This is a genomic window from Streptomyces sp. NPDC036815, assembly GCF_055609205.1.
In genome coordinates this window covers 1-21,424 of record NZ_JBVJPW010000010.1, presented here as the reverse complement: position 1 = coordinate 21,424, position 21,424 = coordinate 1, and the positions used below count along the sequence as shown (strand labels likewise).

Annotated in this window: 12 protein-coding genes; 5 read left to right on the top strand and 7 right to left on the bottom strand. The window is 73.3% G+C overall.

Annotation, left to right across the window (positions count from 1 at the left end; translation table 11 throughout):
• Positions 1-22: 22 nt before the first annotated feature.
• The 4 genes from ACZ69I_RS21020 to ACZ69I_RS21005 form a co-directional block, all read right to left on the bottom strand.
• Positions 23-1,372, bottom strand: a complete 1,350-nt coding sequence (locus tag ACZ69I_RS21020; RefSeq protein ID WP_470833875.1) for a PrsW family intramembrane metalloprotease — start codon at positions 1,370-1,372, stop codon at positions 23-25.
• Between the two features lie 43 nt (positions 1,373-1,415).
• Positions 1,416-2,204, bottom strand: a complete 789-nt coding sequence (gene trmB / locus ACZ69I_RS21015; protein WP_467682881.1) for a tRNA (guanosine(46)-N7)-methyltransferase TrmB — start codon at positions 2,202-2,204, stop codon at positions 1,416-1,418.
• 386 nt (positions 2,205-2,590) lie between these two features.
• Positions 2,591-3,814: an L-2-hydroxyglutarate oxidase gene (gene lhgO, locus ACZ69I_RS21010; RefSeq protein WP_467682882.1), complete on the bottom strand. Its 1,224-nt coding sequence runs from the start codon at positions 3,812-3,814 to the stop codon at positions 2,591-2,593.
• 157 nt (positions 3,815-3,971) lie between these two features.
• On the bottom strand, positions 3,972-5,414 hold the full coding sequence (locus ACZ69I_RS21005) for an MFS transporter (protein WP_467682883.1): 1,443 nt from the start codon (positions 5,412-5,414) through the stop codon (positions 3,972-3,974).
• 897 nt (positions 5,415-6,311) lie between these two features.
• Between ACZ69I_RS21005 and ACZ69I_RS21000 the strand changes: the two genes are divergently transcribed.
• Together ACZ69I_RS21000 and ACZ69I_RS20995 are read left to right on the top strand one after the other, a co-directional pair.
• Entirely contained in the window at positions 6,312-8,423 is a 2,112-nt protein-coding gene (locus ACZ69I_RS21000) for an asparagine synthase-related protein (protein WP_467682884.1), read from the top strand.
• A 427-nt stretch (positions 8,424-8,850) separates the two neighbouring features.
• A complete protein-coding gene (locus ACZ69I_RS20995) occupies positions 8,851-12,222 on the top strand; it encodes an AfsR/SARP family transcriptional regulator (RefSeq protein ID WP_470833873.1) in 3,372 nt (1,123 codons plus the stop codon).
• Here the strand turns inward: ACZ69I_RS20995 and ACZ69I_RS20990 are convergent.
• Together ACZ69I_RS20990 and ACZ69I_RS20985 are read right to left on the bottom strand one after the other, a co-directional pair.
• The gene (locus ACZ69I_RS20990; protein WP_470833871.1) at positions 12,219-14,198 is read right to left on the bottom strand and encodes a sigma-70 family RNA polymerase sigma factor; all 1,980 of its coding nucleotides are present in this window, start codon (positions 14,196-14,198) and stop codon (positions 12,219-12,221) included. The two genes, ACZ69I_RS20995 and ACZ69I_RS20990, sit on opposite strands and share 4 nt — an antisense overlap.
• A 244-nt stretch (positions 14,199-14,442) precedes the next feature.
• A complete protein-coding gene (locus ACZ69I_RS20985; RefSeq protein WP_467682887.1) occupies positions 14,443-15,207 on the bottom strand; it encodes a TetR/AcrR family transcriptional regulator in 765 nt (254 codons plus the stop codon).
• Positions 15,208-15,579: 372 nt separating this feature from the next.
• Between ACZ69I_RS20985 and ACZ69I_RS20980 the strand changes: the two genes are divergently transcribed.
• Entirely contained in the window at positions 15,580-17,001 is a 1,422-nt protein-coding gene (locus ACZ69I_RS20980) for an NAD(P)/FAD-dependent oxidoreductase (RefSeq protein ID WP_467682888.1), read from the top strand.
• Between the two features lie 182 nt (positions 17,002-17,183).
• Positions 17,184-18,872, top strand: a complete 1,689-nt coding sequence (locus ACZ69I_RS20975) for an ATP-binding SpoIIE family protein phosphatase (protein ID WP_467682889.1) — start codon at positions 17,184-17,186, stop codon at positions 18,870-18,872.
• Between the two features lie 34 nt (positions 18,873-18,906).
• Here the strand turns inward: ACZ69I_RS20975 and ACZ69I_RS20970 are convergent, their stop codons facing one another.
• A complete protein-coding gene (locus ACZ69I_RS20970; protein WP_467682890.1) occupies positions 18,907-20,193 on the bottom strand; it encodes an MFS transporter in 1,287 nt (428 codons plus the stop codon).
• A gap of 127 nt (positions 20,194-20,320) precedes the next feature.
• Between ACZ69I_RS20970 and ACZ69I_RS20965 the strand changes: the two genes are divergently transcribed.
• Positions 20,321-20,869, top strand: a complete 549-nt coding sequence (locus ACZ69I_RS20965) for a MarR family winged helix-turn-helix transcriptional regulator (protein ID WP_470833869.1) — start codon at positions 20,321-20,323, stop codon at positions 20,867-20,869.
• The last annotated feature ends 555 nt before the right edge of the window (positions 20,870-21,424 follow it).

Genomic DNA, 21,424 nt, shown 5'->3' with positions numbered 1-21,424 from the left:
GGGCGGGCCCCAGGGCCTTCCGTCAGGTGCGATAGGGGTTGTCGTACGTCGTCGGGTAGCCGTACGCGGGATGGGGCTGCGGGTAGACGGGGCGGGGCTGCGGGTACCCGTACGGGGGGTGCCCGTACCCCGCGTACGGCACGGGGAGCATGACCGGCGCCGTCGCCCGCGCCGCGTACGCGAGGGCGGGGCGGGCCGGTTCGCGGCGCTCCCACAGCCTTTCGAGCAGCTCCCGCTCGCGTACGACGAAGTCCGCGCCGGCCCGGCCGCGGCGGCCCCGGTGGCGCAGGAGCGCGAGGGACGTCGCGTACACCTGGTACTCGGCGACCGTGCGGGCCGCAGCCTTGCCCCAGGTGTACGAGGCGTAGTCGCGGGCCAGCGAGCGGGCGCGCATCGAGCCCAGCGCGTACGGCTCGGGCGGCGTCAGCCAGCCGGCCGCCGCGTACACGGGCAGCTCCGCGCGGATCGTGCGCAGCTCGCGCTGCCGGGTCCAGACGGCCAGCCAGGTGAGCAGGCCGAACACCGGGAGCATGAACGCCGCGTACACGGTGAAGAAGCCGAACTGTCCGAAGACCGCCGAGCCGTTCCACAGCGCGTGCATGCCCATCGCGAGCAGCAGTCCGGCGAGCGGAAGGAGCAGGCGCCGCAGCCGCTGGCGGTCGGCGGCGAACGCGGCGAGGCCGAAGCCGATGCCGGTCAGGACGGTGAAGAGCGGATGCGCGAACGGTGACATGACGACGCGCACGAAGAACGTCGCCGCCGTCACCGAGGCGAGGCCGCTCTCGCGGCTGAGCTGGTCGGTGACGAAGGCGTTGCCCAGATAGAGGATGTTCTCGGTGAACGCGAACCCCGTCGCGGTCACCCCCGCTATGACGACGCCGTCGACGATCCCCGTGAAGTCGCGTCTGCGGAAGAGGAAGACGAGCAGGACGGCCGCCGCCTTCGCGCTCTCCTCGACGATCGGGGCGATCACGGTCGCGCCGAGGTTGTCCGCGCTGGTGGGGTCGGCGGTGGCGGTGGCTATCCAGCGGATCGCGAAGCTGTTCGCGACGATCGCGATGAGGGCGGCCGCGCAGGCGCCCCAGGCGAAGGAGAAGAGGAGGTTGCGCCAGGGCCCCGGCTGTACGCGGTCCAGCCAGCGGAACGCGGCGACGAGCAGCGGCACGGGCACGACCGCGAGGCCGAGCCCGACCAGGAAGCCCTCGGTGCCGGTCTGCTCCCTGACCAGGGCGAGGATCACCAGGCCGGAGAGGGCGAGCAGCGTGACGAGCGCGGCCCCGCGTATCGCGCGCCGCTGCCACCAGCGGACGCGGCGCAGTGCCCCCGGGGCGGGCGCCTCGGGGGGTATCGGATACGGAGAACTGGTGGCCACGTCGTTGACCCTAACGAGGGACGGGACGGGCCGCGACGGTGCCTCAGCCCTGGGGAGGGGCGACTCGGCGGAACAGCAGATCCTGGACGACGTGCCCCTTGCCGAGGCCCTGGCCCTCGAAGCGGGTGAGGGGGCGGAAGTCCGGGCGCGGGGCGTACCCGCCGTCCGCCTGGGTGTTCTCGAAGTCGGGGTGCGCGGTGAGCACCTCCAGCATCTGCTCGGCGTACGGCTCCCAGTCGGTCGCGCAGTGCAGCAGCGCGCCGGGCTTGAGGGAGGGCGCGGCCAGCGTCAGGAACTCCGGCTGGATCAGGCGGCGCTTGTGGTGCCGGGCCTTGGGCCACGGGTCGGGGAAGTAGACGCGCAGCCCGTCGAGGGACTCGGGTGCGAGCATCTCGCGGAGCAGGATGATCGCGTCGCCGTTGGCCACGCGGACGTTGCTCAGCCCGTTGCGCTCGGCGAGGCCGAGGAGGTTGCCCTGGCCGGGGGTGTGCACGTCGACGGCGAGGATGCCGGTGTCCGGGTCGGCGGCGGCCATCTGGGCGGTGGCCTCGCCCATGCCGAAGCCGATCTCCAGGACGACGGGCTTGTCGTCCCCGAACAACTCGGCGAGGTCGAGCCGGCGCAGCCCGTCGATGTCCATGCCCCACTGGGGCCAGAGCCGCCGCAGCGCGTCCCCCTGGCTGGCGGTCACCCGGCTGCGCCGGGGCTGGAAGCTACGGATCCGCCGCTCGTGATGCGACCCGGCAGGATCGGGCGAGGGCCCCCCGGGAAACCGGGGCGCGGCGACCGCGCGGGGCGACGGGGCATCGGGATTGTGGGAAGAGTCAGACACAGTGCCCCAATTTTACGACCAGAAGAGAACGACGACTCGCCACGCGGGTGGGACCACCGGATCGCCACCCGGGTGCGCGGGGAACTGCGCACCGAGCTGAGTGGGGCTTTGCCACGGGGGTGGGGCCACCGGATCGCCGCCCGGGGGCGCGGGGAACTGCGCACCGAGCTGAGTGGGGCTTTGCCACGGGGGTGGGGCCACCGGATCGCCGATCAGGGGCGCGGGGAACTGCGCACCGAGCTGAGGGGCGCCTCGCCAAGACGATGGGACCACCGGATCGCCGCCCAGGGGCGCGTGGAACGCGCATTCAGGGGCGCGGGGAACTGCGCGACCAGCCACGTCCGCCCCGCAGGAACCCACCGAGGCAGCCCCCACACTCCACCCCCCTACTCGCCCCCCACCCCCCGCAACACCCCCAACGCCTTACGAGCAACCTCCCTACCAATAGGGAGGGAAGCCGTAGCCGCAGGAGACGGCGCGTTCAGAACGTGCACCGCGCACGCCCCCTCCCGTATCAGGAAGTCGTCGACCAACGTCCCGTCCCGCAGCACCGCCTGCGCCCGCACCCCCGCAGGGGACGGCACCAGATCATCCGCCCGCACCGCCGGCAGCAGCCTCCGCACCGCCGAGGTGAACGCCGACTTCGACGCGGAGCGCCGCAGCTCCCCCGCCCCGTACCGCCAGTGCCGGCGGGCCATGTGCCAGGAGCCGGGCCAGCCGATGGTCCCGGCGAGCTCGCGGGGCCGGACGACCGACCAGTCATAGCCCTCGCGGGCCAGCGCCGGCACCGCGTTCGGCCCCACGTGGACGCCGCCGCCGACACCCCGCGTGAGGTGGACGCCGAGGAATGGAAAGGCCGGGTCCGGCACGGGATAGACGAGGCCGCGCACCAGCTCGGGCCGGACCAGGTCGAAGTACTCCCCCCGGAACGGCACGATCCGCATGCCCGGATCGTCCCCGGTGAGCCGCGCGACCGCGTCGCAGTGCAGCCCCGCGCAGTTCACCAGGACCTTGCCGCGGACGACCGAGCCGTCCGCCGTGGCGACCGCGACGCCGAGGTCGGGGCGGCGGTCGATGCGGACGACGGCGCCCCGCGCCCCGTAGCGGATCTCGGCCCCGGACGCTTCGGCCAGGCGCGCCGCCACCGCGCCGTAGTCGCAGATCCCCGTCGTCCCCACGTGGATCGCGGCCAGGCCGCGGACCTCCGGCTCGTACTCCGAGATCTGCGCGGGGCCCAGCTCGCGGACCGGAATGCCGTTCTCCCTGCCGCGCTGGACCAGCGCGTGCAGCCGGGGGAGCTCCTCGCGCTCGGTGGCGACGATCAGCTTGCCGGTGACCTCGTGCGCGATGTCGTACTCCGCGCAGAACTTGATCATCTCCGCGGCGCCGCGGACCGCGAACCTCGCCTTGAGCGAGCCGGGGCGGTAGTAGATCCCGCTGTGGATCACACCGCTGTTGCGCCCCGTCTGGTGGCGGGCGGGACCGGGCTCCTTCTCGAGCACCGTCACCCGGGTCCCGGGAGCGCCGCGCGTCAGGGCATACGCCGTCGCAAGACCGACGATGCCGCCGCCGATCACCAGCACGTCGCAGTCGTACGCGACCTTCTTCACCGCGCCTCACCTCCCACCACAGATACTGCCCTGCGCCACTGACAACGCCGCCAAACCTCGGGCGCCGGATCCTTCCCCACCGATCCGTACCGGTTCACCCGGCCTCATCCGCGCGTTCACCCGGGCGTCGGGAGGCACGGCCCGGGCGGCCCGCCGCCTACGCCGGAGCCACAAGCAGCGGCCGCGCCCGCTCGCGGAGCTCCACCACCCGCGGCTCGTCGCCGTACGGCTCCAGGCGGTGCAGCAAGTCCTTCACGTACTCCGTCGTCCGCGCGGAGGAGATCCGCCCGGCGACTTCGAGGGCCCGCGTCCCCTGCTCGCACGCCGCGTCGAGGTTCCCTGACTCCAGCTCGGCGACCGCCGACACCACCAGGCGCAAGCCGTGCGAGCGCACGAACTCCTCGGTGGGGCGGGACAGCGCCTGCTCGGTGAAGCGCCGCACCTGTCGCGGCGCCTTCAGGTCGCGGTAGCACTCGGCGGCGTCCGCCGCGAACCGGTCGTATCCGTAGAAACCGAGCCACGACGGGTCGTTGTCACCGTCCCTGGCCCGCTCGAGCCATCCCTCGGCGGCCCGCAGCGCCGCCCCCGCCGCCTGCGCGTCGTTGGCACGCGCGTGTGCCCGTGCCTCGACGAGCCGGAAGAAGCTCATGGTGCGGGCGGTGGCCAGGCCCCTGTTGCGCTCGAGCGCGGCCTGCGCGAGGTCGACGCCCTCGTCCCCGAAGCCGCGGTACGTCGCCTGGAGGGACATGGACGCCAATACGTACCCCCCCAGGGGCACGTCCGCCGCCGCGCGCGCGAGCCGCAGCGCCTGGATGTAGTAGCGCTGCGCGGCCTCCTGCTGGCCCGTGTCGAAGGCCATCCAGCCGGCCAGGCGCGTCAGCTCGGCGGACGCCCCGAAGAGGGCGCGGCCGACCTCGTCGGAGTACGAGCCGAGCAGCAGCGGCGCCGCCTCGACCCGCAGGCACTCCGGGACCATCGAGGAACGCCAGTCGCCGCCCCCGTACTTGGAGTCCCAGCGGCGCGCGTCCTCGGCGGCCTCCCGCAGCTTCAGCACGTCGCTGTGGCCGACCTTCATGGGCGCGCCGTCGTCTGCGTGCGCGAGGTCGCGGGAGGCCTCGCGCGAGACGTCACGGGCGACGGAGCTGTCGGCCGGGGTTATCAGCCAGCGCGAGGCGGGCGTCGCATAGGCGCTCACGGCGAAGGAGCCGGCGAGGGACTGCCAGATGCCGCCGCCCGCGCGGCGGCCCGCGAGGTCGAGGCGGTAGAGCTCGGTGGCGGACTTCACCGCGGCCCCCACGTCGCGCGGGAAGGCGAGGCCCACCTCGGGCGCGGGGTCGGCGTCGGCGAGGCCGATCTCGTGCAGCGGCACCGGGCGGCCGAGCTTCTGTCCGATGGCCGCCGCGATCAGATGGGGCGCGGCGCCCTGGGGCACCATGCCCTTGGAGACCCAGCGGGCCACCGATGTCTTGTCGTAACGGAGCGTCAACCCGCGCTGTGCGCCGAGGTCGTTGACCCGGCGGGCGAGTCCCGCATTGCTGATTCCCGCGAGGGCGAGAACGGTGCCGAGCTTTTCGTTCGGCCCGCGTTGCTCCCTGGACATGCGCCACCCCTCGACACAGACGGCTGCCGGGCGGTGGCTGGACCGCACGGCATTCGTGCTGGGTCCCCCCGGGGGCAGTGGCACCCCTGGCCGTGCGCGCCGTGACGTGAGCCACGGGCACTCCGGCCGAGCCTCCGCACACCGCGGTCCGGGCGTCGCGCCCCGGGCCACCACGCGCAGTGGCCGGAATAGCGGCCGCAAGAGCGTTTGGCCGATCCTCCAGGTATATGCCTCCGCGAAAACATCAGCACACACAGCGTAGTTCGCCGCATCCCAAGCGTTAAGAGGCGCAGTTCCGGATGGCGAGATTGTTGCCCGTACGGAAGGGCGTCCATGCCTCGGCGTGCTCCCGTTGTGTGGCCGTGCGCCCGTGTGTGCGCTCTTCTCCGGCCATGACGGGAGCGCTTCCATTGAGGGTGCGTGGGTCGGCCCGCTGCGCTGGAGTCAGTGGGCTGGGGGACACCGCCGCCTCCATCCCCGCGGGCGGCGGACCGGTCCGGGAGGCGAACACCGCCTCCCGGGCTGTGTGTTGCCTTCGAACGGTTCCGTTCTGGGCTCATCCCAGGCCGATTTGGCCGAAAAGCACCCGTGCGCGAGAAGCGACATTTCACCCACAGGTCACTCCGGCGGCCTCTCCTGGGGGATTCCGCGGGCTGTTCCGGGGTGCCCGGGAAGCGTTCCCGAAGCGTCCCCGAACGCGTTCCCGCGGGGAAGCGCCTTGGTTCTTTCCTTCAACCACCCTTCCCCCGAGGCGCATTCACTGGCGCGCAAGCGCTCCCGTAGCCCTTCCCGCACGCCTCCTTCGTGGCAGCATGGGTCCCCAGTTCTTCGGTGCACCGGTCGGCCGCGCCCGACGGCGCTTCGCCGACGGTTCGTCCACAGCCTGTGGAGGCAGCGATGCGGTGGTTGGTGGGGTGGAGCAGTACCACCGCGAGATCCTCGGTCGTGGGCTCGGCCGGAGCCACCGGCGACCACGGCGAGACCGTGCACCCGGTGGGCTCCCAGCTCCTGTGGGGCGACCCCGATCCGCTCTGGGCGGTCGGCGACTGGCGCGCCGACGAGGTGCGGACGGTGACAGCCGGTGAGCAGGCGCGCATCGCGGTGCTCGGCACCTGCGGGGCCTCCGACGAGGAGCTGCGGGTCGGCCTGCTCGCCGCGCGCGGCGGCGCCCTGCGCCATCTGACCGCCTGGTCCGGCAGTTACACGGCGGTCGTCCAGGTCGGCCGCCGCGTCATGATCGCCGGTGACCTCGCGGGCGCCCGCCCCGTGTTCTACACCCCCTGGTCCGGCGGCACGGCCTACGCGACGGCCGCGCTGCCCCTGGCCGACCTCGTCGAGGCCCACCTGGACGTCGGCCACCTCGCGGCGCTGCTCGCGGCCCCCGACGTCCCGGAGGCGCTGCACGACTCCACCCCGTACCAGGGCGTGCGGCGCGTGCCCCCGGGGCACGCGCTGATCCTGCGCGCGGGCGCACGGGAGATCGCCGGGTACGAGCCGGTGGCCTCGCTGGCCGTGGCGGCGCCCCCGGGGGACGCCGACAGCGCGGTGGACGGCGTCCGCGACGCCCTCGTCGAGGCGGTACGCGCCCGCCTCACCGCCCCGCGCCACGTGCCCGGCACGGACGTCGACCCCGGCCCGGTGCCCGGGATGGGCCCCGCCGAACGGCGCGCGGCGCGCGGCATGCCGGTGCCCGGCATCGGAGCCGACCTCTCCGGAGGGCCCGCTTCGGGAACCCTCGCCCTCCTCGCGGCCGGTCTGCCCGGGATGCCCGGCACCGTCCTCGGGCACGGCACGGGCGCGGGCGAGCGGCTCCTCGCCGTCACCTTCAACGACCTTGCCGTCGACGGCCGCGAGGCCGAGCTGGAGCGGGCCGGCGCCATCGCGGCCAACCCGCGCCTGCACCACGTGGTCGTCGCCGCGGGTGAGGACGCCCTGCCCTACGCGGACCTGGAGGGCCCCCTCACGGACGAGCCGAGCGCCGTCCTGGTCTCCGCCCAGCGCCACCGCGCCCGGCTCTCCTCGGGCAGCGCCGACCACTTCACGGGCTACGGCGCCCGGCAGGTCCTCGACGCCCACCCGGCGCGCCTCGCCGACCTCCTGATGGACCGCAAGCGGCGCCACCTGGTGCGCCCCGTGGCGGCCCTGGCGAAGGCCGACGGTTCGGTCCTCGTCCCCGCGCGCGTGTACGGCGCCGCGCGCAAACTGGCCCGGATGCCGCACCGCGCGGGCGTCGATTCGCTCGCCGACCGGCTGCTGCACCGCCGCTTCGACGAGCCGGGCGGCGCGGTGGGGGCGTCGCTCGCCGCCCTCGCGTGGGCCAGACCCGGGCCCGCCGCGCGCTGGCTGACCGGCGAGGCACTCGCTGAAGTATCGGTTCGCCTCCAGGACACGACGATGCGTCCGGGCGGTCCCGGCCAGCGCCCCGGCGAGTTCCGGGCGCGGGCGGCCCTCGCCCGGCACGCGGCGGACCTGCGCGTCCTGGAACAGGCGGCCGAGGTGCGCTTCCAGCGCCTGCACGCCCCCTTCCTCGACAACCAGGTCGTCCGCGCCTGCCGGGCCCTGCCCGAGGCCCTGCGCGTGCGGCCCGGGGCGCGGGCCGCGATCCTGCGCACCGTCCTCGAAGGCGCCGGGGTCGCCGAGCTGCCGCCCGGCTGGGGCGCACCGTCCCACGCCTCGAACGCGGCCGCCGCCCGCACCGGCATCCGCGTGGCCGTGGACGACCTGATCGCCCTCTTCGACACCCCGCTGCTCGCCCAGGCGGGCCTGGTGGAGGCCCGTGTCGTCCGCAAGGCCCTGCGCTCGGCCGCCGAGGGGGAACCCCTTCCGCTGGACGGCCTGGCCGACCTGGTCTCCACCGAGCTGTGGCTGCGCCGGCTCCTGTCGCGAAGAGGAACGTGCTGGACGGGAACTCCGGCACGACAGCGAGCCGTTCCTACGGGGAGCGTGGTTCCGCAGAGGGGCGCCCTAGGGGTGGGGCGCCGCCCGTCGAGCGGGGCGTCGGCGGTCTGAGGCGGGTGTGCGGGGTCCGGGCCGGGGCGGGGAGCACTGGTTCGGGCGCAGCCGGTCACGGGCGCCGGGCCGGTTCCGGTGCGTGGTCGGGCTGGCGCCGGTGTGCGTGTGTGCCGGACTCGGCGTGCGTCCGGGCTGGTTCCGGTGCGTGGTCGGGCTGGCGCCGGGGTCGACGTCCGTGCCGGGTCCGGCGTGCGTCCGGGCCTGACCCGGTGTGCGTCCGGGCCGGTTCCGGTGCGTGGTCGGGGTGGGGCCGGTCTACGTCCCTGCCGGATACGGCTTCCGTCCGTGCCGCCGCCGGTACGCGGCCGCGCCGGATCCGGAGTTCGCTGCGGAACGCAGCCCTCCGGTAGCTGGCACCGCCCCGGCAACGCCCACCCGGAAGAAACCATGCGCCCCAGCGCGCTCCACCGGGGAGAATGACGTGGTGCGGTACAAGATCCTGGGCGCCACCGAGGCGTACGACAGTCATGGCCTCCCCCTGCCCGTAGGGGGCCAGCGGCTGCGCGCCCTGCTCGCCGCCCTCGTGCTGCGCGCCAACCGCACGGCCACCGTCGGCACGCTGATCGACGAGGTCTGGGCGGACGACCCGCCGGCCGACGCCCCCGCAGCCCTGCAGGCCCTCGTCGGCCGCCTGCGCCGCGCCCTGAGCAAGGACGCCGTCGTGTCGGCCCCCGGCGGCTACCGCCTGGCCGTCGCCCCCGAGGACGTCGACCTGTACCGCTTCGAGCGGCTCGTGCGCGAGGCCAGGGCGGCGCTGGACCGCGCCGACCCGGACGCCGCCGCCCGCACCCTGCGCGACGCGCTCGCCCTGTGGCGCGGTCCCGCCCTCGCCGACCTGCCCGACCGCAGCGCGGCGGCACGCCCCGAGGCCCTGCGCGCCGAGGCCGTCCGCACGCGGATCGAGGCGGACCTGCTCCTCGGCCGCGCGTCCGACGTCGTACCGGAACTGCGCGAACTGACCGCGCTCCAGCCGTACGACGAGACGCTGCGCGCCCTCCTGATCCGCGCCCTGCGCGACGCCGGGCGCGGGGCCGCCGCGCTCGCCGCCTACGAGGAGGCGCGCCGTGCCCTCGCCGAGGGGCTCGGCACCGGTCCGGGGCCCGAACTGCGGGCGCTGCACGCGCAGTTGCTCGGCGACTCGGCGGACACGTCGCCGCCGCCCCGGCGGACGGGGCATGCCGCCCCCGCCGCTCCCGTCCTCCGCGGCGCCCCCACGGAACGGCCCACTCCGGCGGAACGCCCGACAGGCGCGGGGCGCTCGACGACCACGGGGCACCCGGCTCCCGCAGACCGCCCGGCTCCCGCAGAACACCCCGCTCCCGCAGAACGCCCGGCCCCCGCCGAACGGAAGGGGAACATCCGCCCCCGCCTGACCTCTTTCGTCGGCCGGGAACCAGAACTCGCCGCCATCCGTTCCGACTTGCACAGGGCCCGCCTCGTCACCCTCACCGGACCGGGCGGCTCCGGCAAGACCCGCCTCGCCGAGGAAGCCGCCGCCGGGCATCCGCAGGCATGGCTGGCCGAGCTCGCCCCGCTCGACCACCCCAAGGCGGTGCCCGGCGCTGTCGTCAGCGCGCTCGACCTGCGCGAGACCGTCCTGATGACCAGCGAACTGACCGCGCCGCAGGACGACCCGGTCGCCCAGCTCGTCGAGTACTGCGCCCAGCGCAGCCTGCTCCTGCTCCTCGACAACTGCGAACACGTCATCGGCGCCGCCGCCGAACTCGCCGAGACCCTCCTCACGCACTGCCCGGGCCTCACGATCCTCGCCACCAGCCGCGAACCCCTGGGCGTACCGGGCGAGTCGGTGCGCCCCGTGGAGCCGCTGCCGCCCGACCCCGCGCACCGCCTGTTCGCCGAGCGGGCCGCGGCGGTGCGTGCCGGGTTCGACCCGGAGGACGACGCGGCGGCCGTCGCGGAGATCTGCCGCCGCCTCGACGGCCTGCCGCTCGCCATCGAACTGGCCGCCGCCCGCCTGCGGATGCTCACCCCGCGCCAGATCGCCGACCGCCTCGACGACCGCTTCCGCCTCCTGACCAGCGGAAGCCGCACGGCCCTGCCCCGCCAGCAGACCCTGCGGGCCGTCGTCGACTGGTCCTGGGAACTGCTCGACGAGGCCGAGCGGTCCGTGCTGCGCGAGGTGTCCGTCTTCGCCGGCAGCTGGGACCTCCCGGCGGCGGAGGCCGTCTGCACCGCGCCCGCCACGGACCTGATCGGCGCCCTAGTCGACAAGTCCCTGGTCGTGACCGTCCCCGCCGCGGCCGGGGACGGCGGCATGCGCTACCGCCTCCTGGAGACCATCCACGAGTACGCGAGCGAGCGCGCCGCCGAGACCCCGGAACTGCTCGCCGCGGCCGGCGCCCGCCACTCCGCCTACTTCGCCGACCTCGTCGCCCGCGCCGACCCGCTGATCCGCTCGGCGGAGCAACTGCCGTGGATCACCTGCCTGGAGGTCGAGCTCGACAACATCCGCGCCGCCCTGCAGCGCTTCATCGAGGCCCGCGACGCGGCGGCGGCGATCACGATGGTGCTGCACACGGGCTGGTTCTGGTGGCTGCGCAACTACCGCGGGGAGGGCGCCGACTGGATGGGCCGCGTCGTGGAGCTCGCCCCGGACGGCCTGCCCGCCGAGGACGACCCGCTGTACTGGCCGTGGATGAACCTGCGGATACTGCACCTCTTCCTGGTCGCGGAGTCCAGGCCCGCGGAGGGGGAAGGCCGCTTCGGCGGGCTGGCCGACGTGGAGTACGTCGAGGCGCTGCGCGCCGCGTTCATGCGGCCGGGCCCCGAGTCCGCCCGCTTCCCCGGGCTGATCTGGCCGTTCACCATCTTCTTCACCGGCGGCACCCACGAGGACGCGGTGATCCCGCTGAACCGTACGGTCGAGAACTGCCGCAGGTACGGCGGCGAATGGGACCTGGGCGTCATCCTCATGTTCCGCGCCCACATGGCCGTCGACATGCCCGGCAACCTCTCGGGCGTCGACGAGGACCTGGCGGAGCTGCGCGCGCTGAGCCGCCGCGTGGGCGACCGCTGGATGCGCGCCCAGGTGTGCAGCGCGGCGGGCGAGGCGGCCATGGCCCGCAGCCACTACGAGGAGGCCCGCGCCGAGTACGAGGAGGCGCTCCGCCTCGCCCACGAGGTGAGCGCGTACGCCGAGGCGCCGTTCCTGCTCGCCCGGCTCGCCGAGATCGCCTACCGCGAGGGCGACCGGGACGTCGCGTCCAAGGTCCTCGACGAGGCGAGCCAGGAGGCCGACCGGTCCGGGGTGACGGACTCGCGCGCCTTCGTACGACTGCTGCGGGCGCTGATGCTGCTTGACGACGGGGACATCGTCGGAGCCCGCGCGCTGTGGCAGGAAGCGCGCGAGGAGTCCACTTACGGCACCCCGCCCCCGCAGTTCGAAGCCGCCGTCGGCGGCCTGGAGGCACGCATCGTCGCGGCCGAGTCCGGTCCGGCCGAGGGGCTGCCGATCGTCGTCGCCGCCCTGGGCGCGGCCCTGTCGTCCCAGTGCTCCGAGGTCATCCTGGCCTCCCTGGCGGACAGCACCGCCGTGATCCTGAGCGACCTCGGTGATCACGCGCGGGCGGCCCGGGTGCTCGCCGCCGCCACCTCCCTGCGCAACGGATACCCGCGACCGATGCCGGAGTCGGCCGAGGCGGAGCGCACGGAGCGCGCCGCCGTCGCCGCGCTCGGCCCGGACGGGTACGAGCGGGAGCGCGAGGCGGGCAGCGCGCTGACGACCGAGCAGGTGCTCGCCGAGTTGGCCGTGCTCGCCGACCCGGGACAGGACTAGGTGCAGGTCATCCGCGACTGCGCCCAGTCCGCCAGGGCCACCGTGTCGAACGGCGTATGGGGTTCGACGACGAGCCTCACCGTCTTGCGGCCGCTCAGGCTCACGTGCAGGGGCACCGCCGGATCGCCGCCCTTGACCAGCGGGGACTGCCAGAGCCGCGCCCCGTCCCCGTACACGGAGAAGCGCACCCTGCCGAGGCCCATCGTCATGTCGTCGACACCGACGACCGCGTCGTACGTCGAGCAGCTGCGGTTGAGGTCGATCGTCACGGAGGACTTGCCGTGCACGGTCACGCCGTGGGAGTACCGCTTGTCGGCGATCGACAGACCCCAGCGCTGCCACACCCAGCTGGACTCGGTGAGCCGCATCTCGGGCTTGGTGCCGTCACCCGTGAGGCCGTAGTCCAGCTCGTTCCACTGGTAGACCCGGGGGGCCGGGGGCGGTGGGGGCGGCGGCTTCGGCGTCGGCCTCGGCGGCTTGGGCGTGGGCTTCGGGGCAGGCGGGGGCGGCTTCGGCTTCGGTTTCGGCTTCTGCTGCGCGGGAGGCTTCGGCTCCGGCGTGGGAGTGGGAGTGGGCTTGGGGGTCGGCTTCGGCTTCGGCGCGGGCGGCGGCGGGGTCGGCTTGGGCCTCGGCTTCGGGGGCGGCGGCTTCTGCGGCACGATCGACTCGGAGACCGCGGGCTCCTTGGCCTTCGGCGGCGGGGCCGCCTCGGGCTTTCCGCTGCCGCCGGTGAGGGCGATCGCGGCGGCGACCCCGGCCGCCACCACGACGCTCGCCGCGATCCCGGCCTTCGCCGGAGCGCCGAGCCCCTCCGACGCGGCGGCTCCGCCCCCCGCGGCCGATCCGCCGGAGGAACCGCCCGCGGCGGCCGCACCGGCGGCGCCCGCCGCGCCCGCGCCCGCCGTACCGCCGCCGATGAGCGCGGCCGCCTTCGCGTACCCGGCGGCACCGAACCAGCCGATGACGGCGACCGGCACGACCGCGGGGATGCCGCTGGCGACGTCCTTGATCTGGCCCGCGGCCAGCCGGCACTTGGCGCACTCCTCCAGGTGCTTGCGCAGGCCGCGCTCGGCGCGGGTGCGCAGGCCGCCGCGCGCATAGGCGCCGAGCCGGTCGGCGTAGCGCGCGCACTCCTCGCTCTCGGTGAGCGTCGCGCTCACATGCGCCTGCAGATAGGCCTGTTTCAACCCCTCGCGGGCGCGGCTCGCGAGGACGCGCGTGCCGTTCGCGTCGAGGCCGAAGAGCGTGGCGACGTCGCTCGGGGACTCCTCCTCGACCTCCGTGTGCCACAGCACGGCCTGCCAGCGCTCCGGCAGACTACGGAAGGCCTGCATGGCCATCGACTGCTCGGCCTCGTGCATCGCGCGGACGTCCGCGCCCAGGTCCAGGGTGTCGTCGTCGCCCGCCTCCGCGCCACGCACGGCCTGCGCCGCGAACACCGCGAAGTCGTCGACCAGGTGCTCCCGCTTCGCGGACTTCGTCCACCCCGCGGCGACCCGGCGCACGGTGGTCAGCAGATAGGCGCGCACGGCGTGCTCGGGCCCGCTGCCGCCGCGCACCGCCTGCAGCATGCGGGCGAACACCTCGGCCGTGAGGTCGTCGGCCGTGTGGGCGTCGCGACAGCACGTACGGGCATAGCGGCGCACGGCCTCGGCATGGCGGCGGTACAGCGCTTCGTACGCGGAGTCGTCACCGCCGCGCATCCGGGCGATCAAGTCGGCGTCGGACACCGGGCCTTCGCCGCCCACGGGCAGCGGGGCACCCGTACCGGCCGCACGCTGCGAGGGCACGCTGGGCTCGGCCGCGGAGTCCGCCGGGCCCTGGGTCGCACCGGCCGCGGCTCCCGCCCCGCCACCGGGTCGGCCCTGGGGCGGCACCTGCCGGGAGGGCGCCTCGCCCGGTTCCGCGCCGGCGCTGCCCGAGGGGGCCTCCTCGCCGAAAGCGCCGGGCGACTCGTCCCGACCGTCAACACTCATCGCGGAACGCCCCCGGTTGCACACTCAGACCCGACCACCGGGAAAGCGTGCCACACGGTCGCGCCGCAGCCGAGGGAGACGACGGTCAACCACCCGTCCGGGGCGACTTCCCGTCACCGAGCACTACCGTTCACCCATTCGGGGAAGGCTCAACGACCGCGCTCATGCACGGAGTTGAGCCGCCCCCGGATGGGGTCACCGAGAAGGCGAGCCCGGCACGGGCCGCAGGAGCGGCCCCGATCGGCTACGCGGGCCGCGACCGCAGCCCTTCGAGCAGGATGTCGAGCAGCCGCGAAGAGGCCGCCGCCTGCTGTGCCGCGTCCGGCAGCGAGGGCGCCGCCGTCGCTATCACCAGCAGGACGTCCGCCACCGTCACGTCCGCCCGCAGCGCGCCCGCCGCACGGGCCCGCTCCACCAGGCGGCCGACGACGTCGAGCAGCGTCGCCGCCCCCGCGTCGTCATCCAGCGAGGTCGACTCCTCGACCGGCGCCTGGCGCTGTTCCACGAGCCGCAGCTCGGGGAGGTCCGGGACCGACTGCCGCTGCTGCGGCACCCGCGCCTCGTCCGCGGCGCCCTCGTCGACGCCCACCCGCAGCACCTGCGGCGGCAACAGCCGGCCCGCACCCGATGCCACGGACGTCCGCAGGAAGCGCGAGAGCGCCGACCACGGCTCGTCCTCCTGCCCGAGCGCCGCACGCGCCTGGTCGGTCAGCCGGGAGGTCTCCTCCTCGGCTATCCGCCTGACCAGCACGTCCTTGCTCGGGAAACGGCGGTAGACGGTGCCGACGCCGACCCGCGCACGGCGCGCCACGTCCTCCATCGGCGCGCCGTACCCCAGCTCGCCGAAGACCTCGCGCGCCGCCCTCAGTACATGTTCGAGATTGCGCTGTGCGTCGACACGCAGCGGTGTCGTGCGCGCTCCTTCCCCCATGTCTCGTCCGTTCCCACCCGGGCCGACGGCTGACGCCGTCATGCCGGCGGAAGTCCAGTGAGTCTCCTGAATGTGCATACACGTTCCCCCGGTAATGACGTCTCCCCCCGGAGACACTCCCCGTCATTGACTACCGACGTGTGAGGAGCGAGCCCTTCCGCGAACCGGAATCTCGGCTCGACGAGCGCATCCCCCGACACCCCGACGTCCCACGAACATAGTTGAGCGGGGGTCAATTCAGAAGAGGCGGGTTCCGCACAGCGCGCCCCCCGATCGGAGTACGCGCCCTTTCCGGCCTACTTGCACCCCGCCCCCGTACCCCCCTCGGCCCCGCTGACCTGCACACCTTTCACGCCCGACGACAGGCCTGCGAGCCTTTCGCACACACCGTGCCCGGTCACACAAATTGCCGGGCCTGTGGACAAACTCCGAAGCCGGGTGCGTCATGGGATGGTGAAGGCTGCGATCTCCCGGGGGACCACCCCCGCGTCCCCGGACTGTGTACGCATTCTCGTCGTCGGCGGCGGCTACGTCGGCATGTACACCGCACTGAGACTCCAGCGAAAGCTGAAACAGGAGCTCAGGCGGGGCGAGGTCGAGATCGTCGTGATCACGCCCGACCCGTACATGACGTACCAGCCGTTCCTGCCCGAAGCCGCGGCCGGCTCCATCTCGCCGCGCCACGTCGTCGTCCCGCTGCGCCGCGTCCTCGACAAGTGCCACGTCCTCATCGGCGAGGTCGAGTCCATCGAGCACGCCAAGCGCACCGCCTCCTTCACCACCCTCGCCACCGAGGAGGAGGGCACCGGCGCCGCCCGGATCACCTACGACGAACTCGTCCTGGCCCCCGGCTCCATCGCGCGCACCCTGCCCGTACCGGGCCTCGCCGAGTACGCCATCGGCTTCAAGACCGTCGAAGAGGCCATCGGCCTGCGCAACCACGTCATCGAACAGATGGACATCGCCTCCTCCACCCGCGACCCCGCGATCCGCGACGCCGCCCTGACCTACGTCTTCGTAGGAGGCGGGTACGCGGGAGTCGAGGCACTGGGCGAGCTGGAGGACATGGCGCGCTACGCCACCCGCTACTACCACAACATCAAGCCCGAGGACATGAAGTGGATCCTCGTCGAGGCGGCGGGCCGCATCCTGCCCGAGGTCGGCGAGGAGATGGGCAAGTACACGGTGCGCCAGCTGCGAAGGCGCAATATCGACGTACGCCTGGAGACCCGCCTCGACTCCTGCGAGGACCGGGTCGCCGTCCTCAGCGACGGCTCCCGCTTCCCCACCCGCACCGTCGTGTGGACCGCGGGCGTCAAACCCCACCCCGTCCTCGCCGCGTCGGACCTGCCGCTGAACGAACGCGGCCGCCTCAAGTGCACCGCACGGCTGACCATCGACGGCGCCACGCACGCGTGGGCGGCGGGCGACGCGGCCGCGGTCCCCGACGTCACCGCCCCCGGAGCCGAAAACCCGGGCGGGTCCCCGCAGCCGGGCAAGGAGTGCGCGCCCAACGCCCAGCACGCCGTACGCCAGGCCAAGGTCCTCGGCGACAACATCGTCGCGTCCCTGCGCGAGAAGCCCCTCCAGGAGTACCGGCACAAGTACGTGGGCTCCGTGGCCTCCCTGGGACTGCACAAAGGTGTCGCGCACGTCTACGGACGCAAGCTGAAGGGCTACCCTGCCTGGTTCATGCACCGCGTCTACCACTTGAGCAGAGTGCCGACCATCAACCGCAAGTCCCGTGTGCTCGCCGAATGGACCCTGTCCGGCCTGTTCAAACGCGAGATCGTCTCCCTCGGATCGCTCGAACACCCCCGTGCGGAGTTCGAACTCGCGGCCGGTGGAGAGCGCCCGAAGGAGTCCCCCTGACCGGAGTCAGGAACTCCCCGCACAGGACCGGCGTCTGACGGATGTCAGTCCGTTCGGTCAGACTGTTCGTGTGACCATGGGCCGGCCCTCGGGCCGACACCAGGGACGTCCGCTCCCGACAGGCTGTGTTTCCGATCCAGAAGCGTTCCCGACCCAGAAGCGACATCACGAGGCCTACCGCAGTGAACTTCACGCGCTGGAGCGCCCGGCTCCCCGGAACGCAGCGCCGCGCAGCAGCGCGGACCGAACAGGCGGTCGCCGCCGCGCCGCGCGGGGACGGCTCCGTCCCCGCCGCCCGCGCCGAGCGGCCCACCGACGGAGCCGAGACCGGCCCGCCGGACGGCGCCGTAGGCCTCGCCGGCCTCGACGAACTACCCGCCCGCGAGGTGCTCGACCGCATCCCGGCCCTCGTCGCCCTCGTGCACGGCGCCGACCACCGCATCGCGTACGTCAACGACGCGTACGTGGCCGCCTTCGGCCCCCGCCCCGTCGGGGAACCCGCGCGCGTGGCCCTGCCCGAACTGGACGAGCTGAGCCTGCTGCCGCTCCTCGACCAGGTGCTGCGCAGCGCGAAGCCGCGCACCGTCAAGTCCCGCAAGGCCCCCTCCGGCCGGTCGTACACCTTCACGTGCACCCCCGTGACGCTGCCGCTCGGCGGCTCCGCCGCGGGCCCCGAAGAGGGCGGCGGCGTCCTGGTGTTCGCCGCCGACGTCACCGACCACGCGGAGGCCGCCGAGCGGCTGCGCACCAGCGAGCGGGCCCAGCGCGAGACGGCCGTCACCCTCCAGAAGTCCCTCCTGCCCCAGGAACTGGAGCAGCCCGACGACCTGCGCATCGCCGCCACCTACCAGCCGGGCGGCACCGAGGCCGCGGTCGGCGGCGACTGGTACGACGTGATCACCCTCGGCGGGGGCCGCACCGCCCTCGTCATCGGCGACGTGATGGGCCGCGGCGTGCGCGCGGCGGCCGTCATGGGCCAGCTCCGCACGGCCGTGCGCGCGTACGCCCGCCTCGACCTGCCCCCGCACGAGGTCCTGCAGCTCCTGGACGGCCTGGCCGCCGAGATCGACGCCAGCCAGATCGCCACGTGTGTCTACGCGGTGCACGACCCGAACGAAGGAAGCCTGGTCTACGCCTCGGCCGGACACCTGCCGATCCTCGTACGCGACGAGAACGGCACGATCCACCGCGCCGAGGAACCCACAGGGCCCCCGCTCGGCACCGGCGGCTGGCTGCACACCTCGGGCTCCGTCCCGCTCGGCCCCGGCTCCACCGCCGTCCTCTACACGGACGGCCTGGTCGAGCGCCGCAGCGAGGACATCGACGAAGGAGTGGCCTCCCTGGAGCGCGCCCTGGCCGGCGCCACCGGCACGCCCCAGGTGGTGTGCGACCGGCTGATCCGCGCCCTGGGAGTGGCGGCCGACCACGACGACGACGTCGCCGTCATGGTCGTCCAGCACCCCGCCCGCACCGGCACGAACGCCGAGCTCTTCAGGAACGCGGCCCTGGAACTGCTCGGCGGCGTCGAAGCGGCACCACGCGCGCGTGCCTTCGCCACCGGCGTCCTCGCCAGCTGGCGCTTCTCACCGGAACTGCACGACCTGGGCGTCCTCGCGGCCAGCGAACTGGTCGCCAACTCCCTCCAGCACGGCACCCCGCCGATGCGGCTGCGGCTGCGCCGCACCGACCGCCGGCTGATCATCGAGGTCACCGACGGCGACGACCACCTGCCGCGCCGCCGCCGCGCCGAACCCGCGGACGAGGCGGGACGCGGCATCGCCATCGTCGCCACGATCGCGTCGAACTGGGGCTCGCGCCGCACACCGGGCGGGGGCAAGGCCGTCTGGTGCGAGTTCGCGCTCCCGAAGTAGCCGCCCGCCCGGGGGAGCCCGCGCGGCGCCCGCTTCAGGCGTCGGCCGTCGCGGGCTTCGCGGCCGTCGGGCCGCCCTGCGCGACCACCGGGCTCTTGGCCAGCGAGGGCTGGTTCTGCAGCGGGGTGAGACGGCGGCCGAGCCGCACCGCGAGCACCGTCATGCCCAGCGAGAACAGCACGAACGTCACGATGTACGGCATGTGCAGCGCGGCACCCATCGGCCCGCCCACGGCCGGACCGACCGCGAGGGCCAACTGCTTCACCAGGGCGAAGGCCGAGTTGTACTGACCGACCATGCCGCCCGGCGCCAGGTCCGCGACCAGCGGCGCGACGGTCGGCGACAGCATCGCCTCACCGAGCCCGAAGAGCGCGTACGTCGAGATGAACGCGGCGGTGGCCATCTCCTGGCTGCCGTGGCCGACACCCGCGTAGCCCGCGAGCAGCCACGCGAAGGCCCAGATCAGACCGACCGAGGCGATCACCCGGGACCGCTTGCGGCGCTCGACGAACTTCAGGACGGCGAACTGCGCGATCACGATCATCGCCGTGTTGGCGGCGAGCGCGATGCCGAGCGTCGAGGCCGAGATGCCCGCGGCCTCCACGCCGTACGCGGAGAGCCCCGACTCGAACTGTCCGTAGCAGGCGAAGAAGATCACGAAGCCGAGCACGCACAGCTGCACCATGGCCTTGTGCCGCAGGAGCGCGCGCATGCCGCCCTGCGGGGCGGAGGCGTCCTTGGGCATCGAGTCCTGGATGGACGGAGCGTGCGGAAGCCGCACGGTCAGCGCGATGGCCGCGAGGACCAGGAACATCACGGACTCGATGGAGAACAGCAGCGTGAAGCTGCCGGGACGGCTCTCGTCGACGATCTGGCCGCCGATGAGACCACCGATGCCGAGGCCCAGGTTCTGCAGGAAGAACTGCGTCGCGAAGGACCGCGTACGGGTGGCGGGCGTCGACGACCAGACGATCATCGTCGCCAGCGCCGGCTGCATGACCGCCGTGCCCGCGCCGAGCAGCGACGCGGCGAGGATGGCCGTCGGCTCGCTGTTCGCGAGGCCGAGCGCGACCGCGCCCACGGAGGCGACGACCGCCGCCCCGACGAGGACCGGAAGCGGGCCGCGACGGTCGATGACGCGGCCGGTGACGGGCAGGACGATCAGAGCGGCCATGGCAAAGGCGGCAAGGACGATCCCCGCCGCACTGGCCCCCAGATCCCGCACCTGCGCCACATAGACGTAGAGGAACGGAACCGTGAACCCGATGCCGAACGCGCTCAGCGCGCTGCCTGCCTGAATACGACGCATCGCTGCGCCCATCGCCCTGGTCACTTTCACCTGCCTTGAGTGAGTCGTTAGAAGTGAAGACTTCGAAGCTAAAGTTCGAGTCTAAACTGTACACACCGAAGGACTTCAATGCCAAGTGGGGGCGTGCCATACTGCGGCCATGGGTGACACCCCCGGCCCGAGCGAGCCGACACTTGAAGAACAGATCGCCGCGTACCAGCGGGAGTTCCAGGACCTCGACCCCCAGGTCGAGCAGATCGTCTCGGCCCTCGGCCGCCTGAACCGCCGCATGAACGTCGCCTACGGGCGCCAGACCGCGAACCTCGGCATCAGCAACGCCGAGTGGGAGGTCCTCAAGGCCCTCGTCCTCTCCGGAGCGCCCTATCAAATGGGCCCCGGCGAACTGGCCAAGCGCCTCGGCCTCACACCGGCCGCCATGACCCACCGCATCGACCGCATGGTGGCGGAGGGCCTGGTGACCCGGGACCGCGACGAGACCAACCGTGTCCGCGTGATCGTCGAGCTCACCGCGGAGGGCCGCGAGAAGTGGCTGGAGGCGATGCGCCTGGCCACGGTCTTCGAGGAGGACCTCCTCCAGGACCTGTCGCAGGACGAGCGGGGCGCCCTCGGCGAAGTGCTGACCCGCCTTCTCCGCCGCGTGGAGCACGCTCAGCCGGACGCCGGTGGCCGCCTCAACGACCTGGACTGAGGGACTGGCCGACGCGGGCACAGTGGGGGTTGACAGTCATCTGCCCGGTCCGTAGAGTTCTTCGGGTTGCCACGGAGCCGTAACGGTTCTGCGACAGCACCTCCCGCCGCCATCGTGCGGCAAATCAAACTCTGCACAACCTCCCAACGGAACGCATTCGGCATGCCCGAATTCAATTCCAGGACTCGATTATGAGTCGCCGGGAAAACCCGCTAGAGTTTGAGACGTCGGAACGGCCCAACAGCCGCGAAGACAAACCCACTTCGACTGGGAGTCAGGCCCGAAAGGATCTGATAGAGTCGGAACCGCCGGAAAGGGAAACGCGAAAGCCGAAAGGCCGGAGCGGGAACCGGAAAGGCACCGAGGAAGTCGGACACGAAAGAGTCTGATAGAGTCGGAAACGCAAGAACGAAGAACAAAAAGAAACACCGAAGGGAAGCGCCCGGAGGAAAGCCCGCGAGGGTGAGTACAAAGGAAGCGTCCGTTCCTTGAGAACTCAACAGCGTGCCAAAAGTCAACGCCAGATATGTTGATACCCCGACTTGCTTCGGCGAG

Coding starts and splice junctions, on each gene's coding strand:
- ACZ69I_RS21005 (WP_467682883.1), bottom strand. CDS start 5,414: ATGTCCAGGGAGCAACGCGGGCCGAACGAAAAGCTCGGCACCGTTCTC.
- ACZ69I_RS21000 (WP_467682884.1), top strand. CDS start 6,312: ATGCGGTGGTTGGTGGGGTGGAGCAGTACCACCGCGAGATCCTCGGTC.
- ACZ69I_RS20990 (WP_470833871.1), bottom strand. CDS start 14,198: ATGAGTGTTGACGGTCGGGACGAGTCGCCCGGCGCTTTCGGCGAGGAG.
- ACZ69I_RS20985 (WP_467682887.1), bottom strand. CDS start 15,207: ATGCACATTCAGGAGACTCACTGGACTTCCGCCGGCATGACGGCGTCA.
- ACZ69I_RS20980 (WP_467682888.1), top strand. CDS start 15,580: ATGGTGAAGGCTGCGATCTCCCGGGGGACCACCCCCGCGTCCCCGGAC.
- ACZ69I_RS20970 (WP_467682890.1), bottom strand. CDS start 20,193: ATGGGCGCAGCGATGCGTCGTATTCAGGCAGGCAGCGCGCTGAGCGCG.
- ACZ69I_RS20965 (WP_470833869.1), top strand. CDS start 20,321: ATGGGTGACACCCCCGGCCCGAGCGAGCCGACACTTGAAGAACAGATC.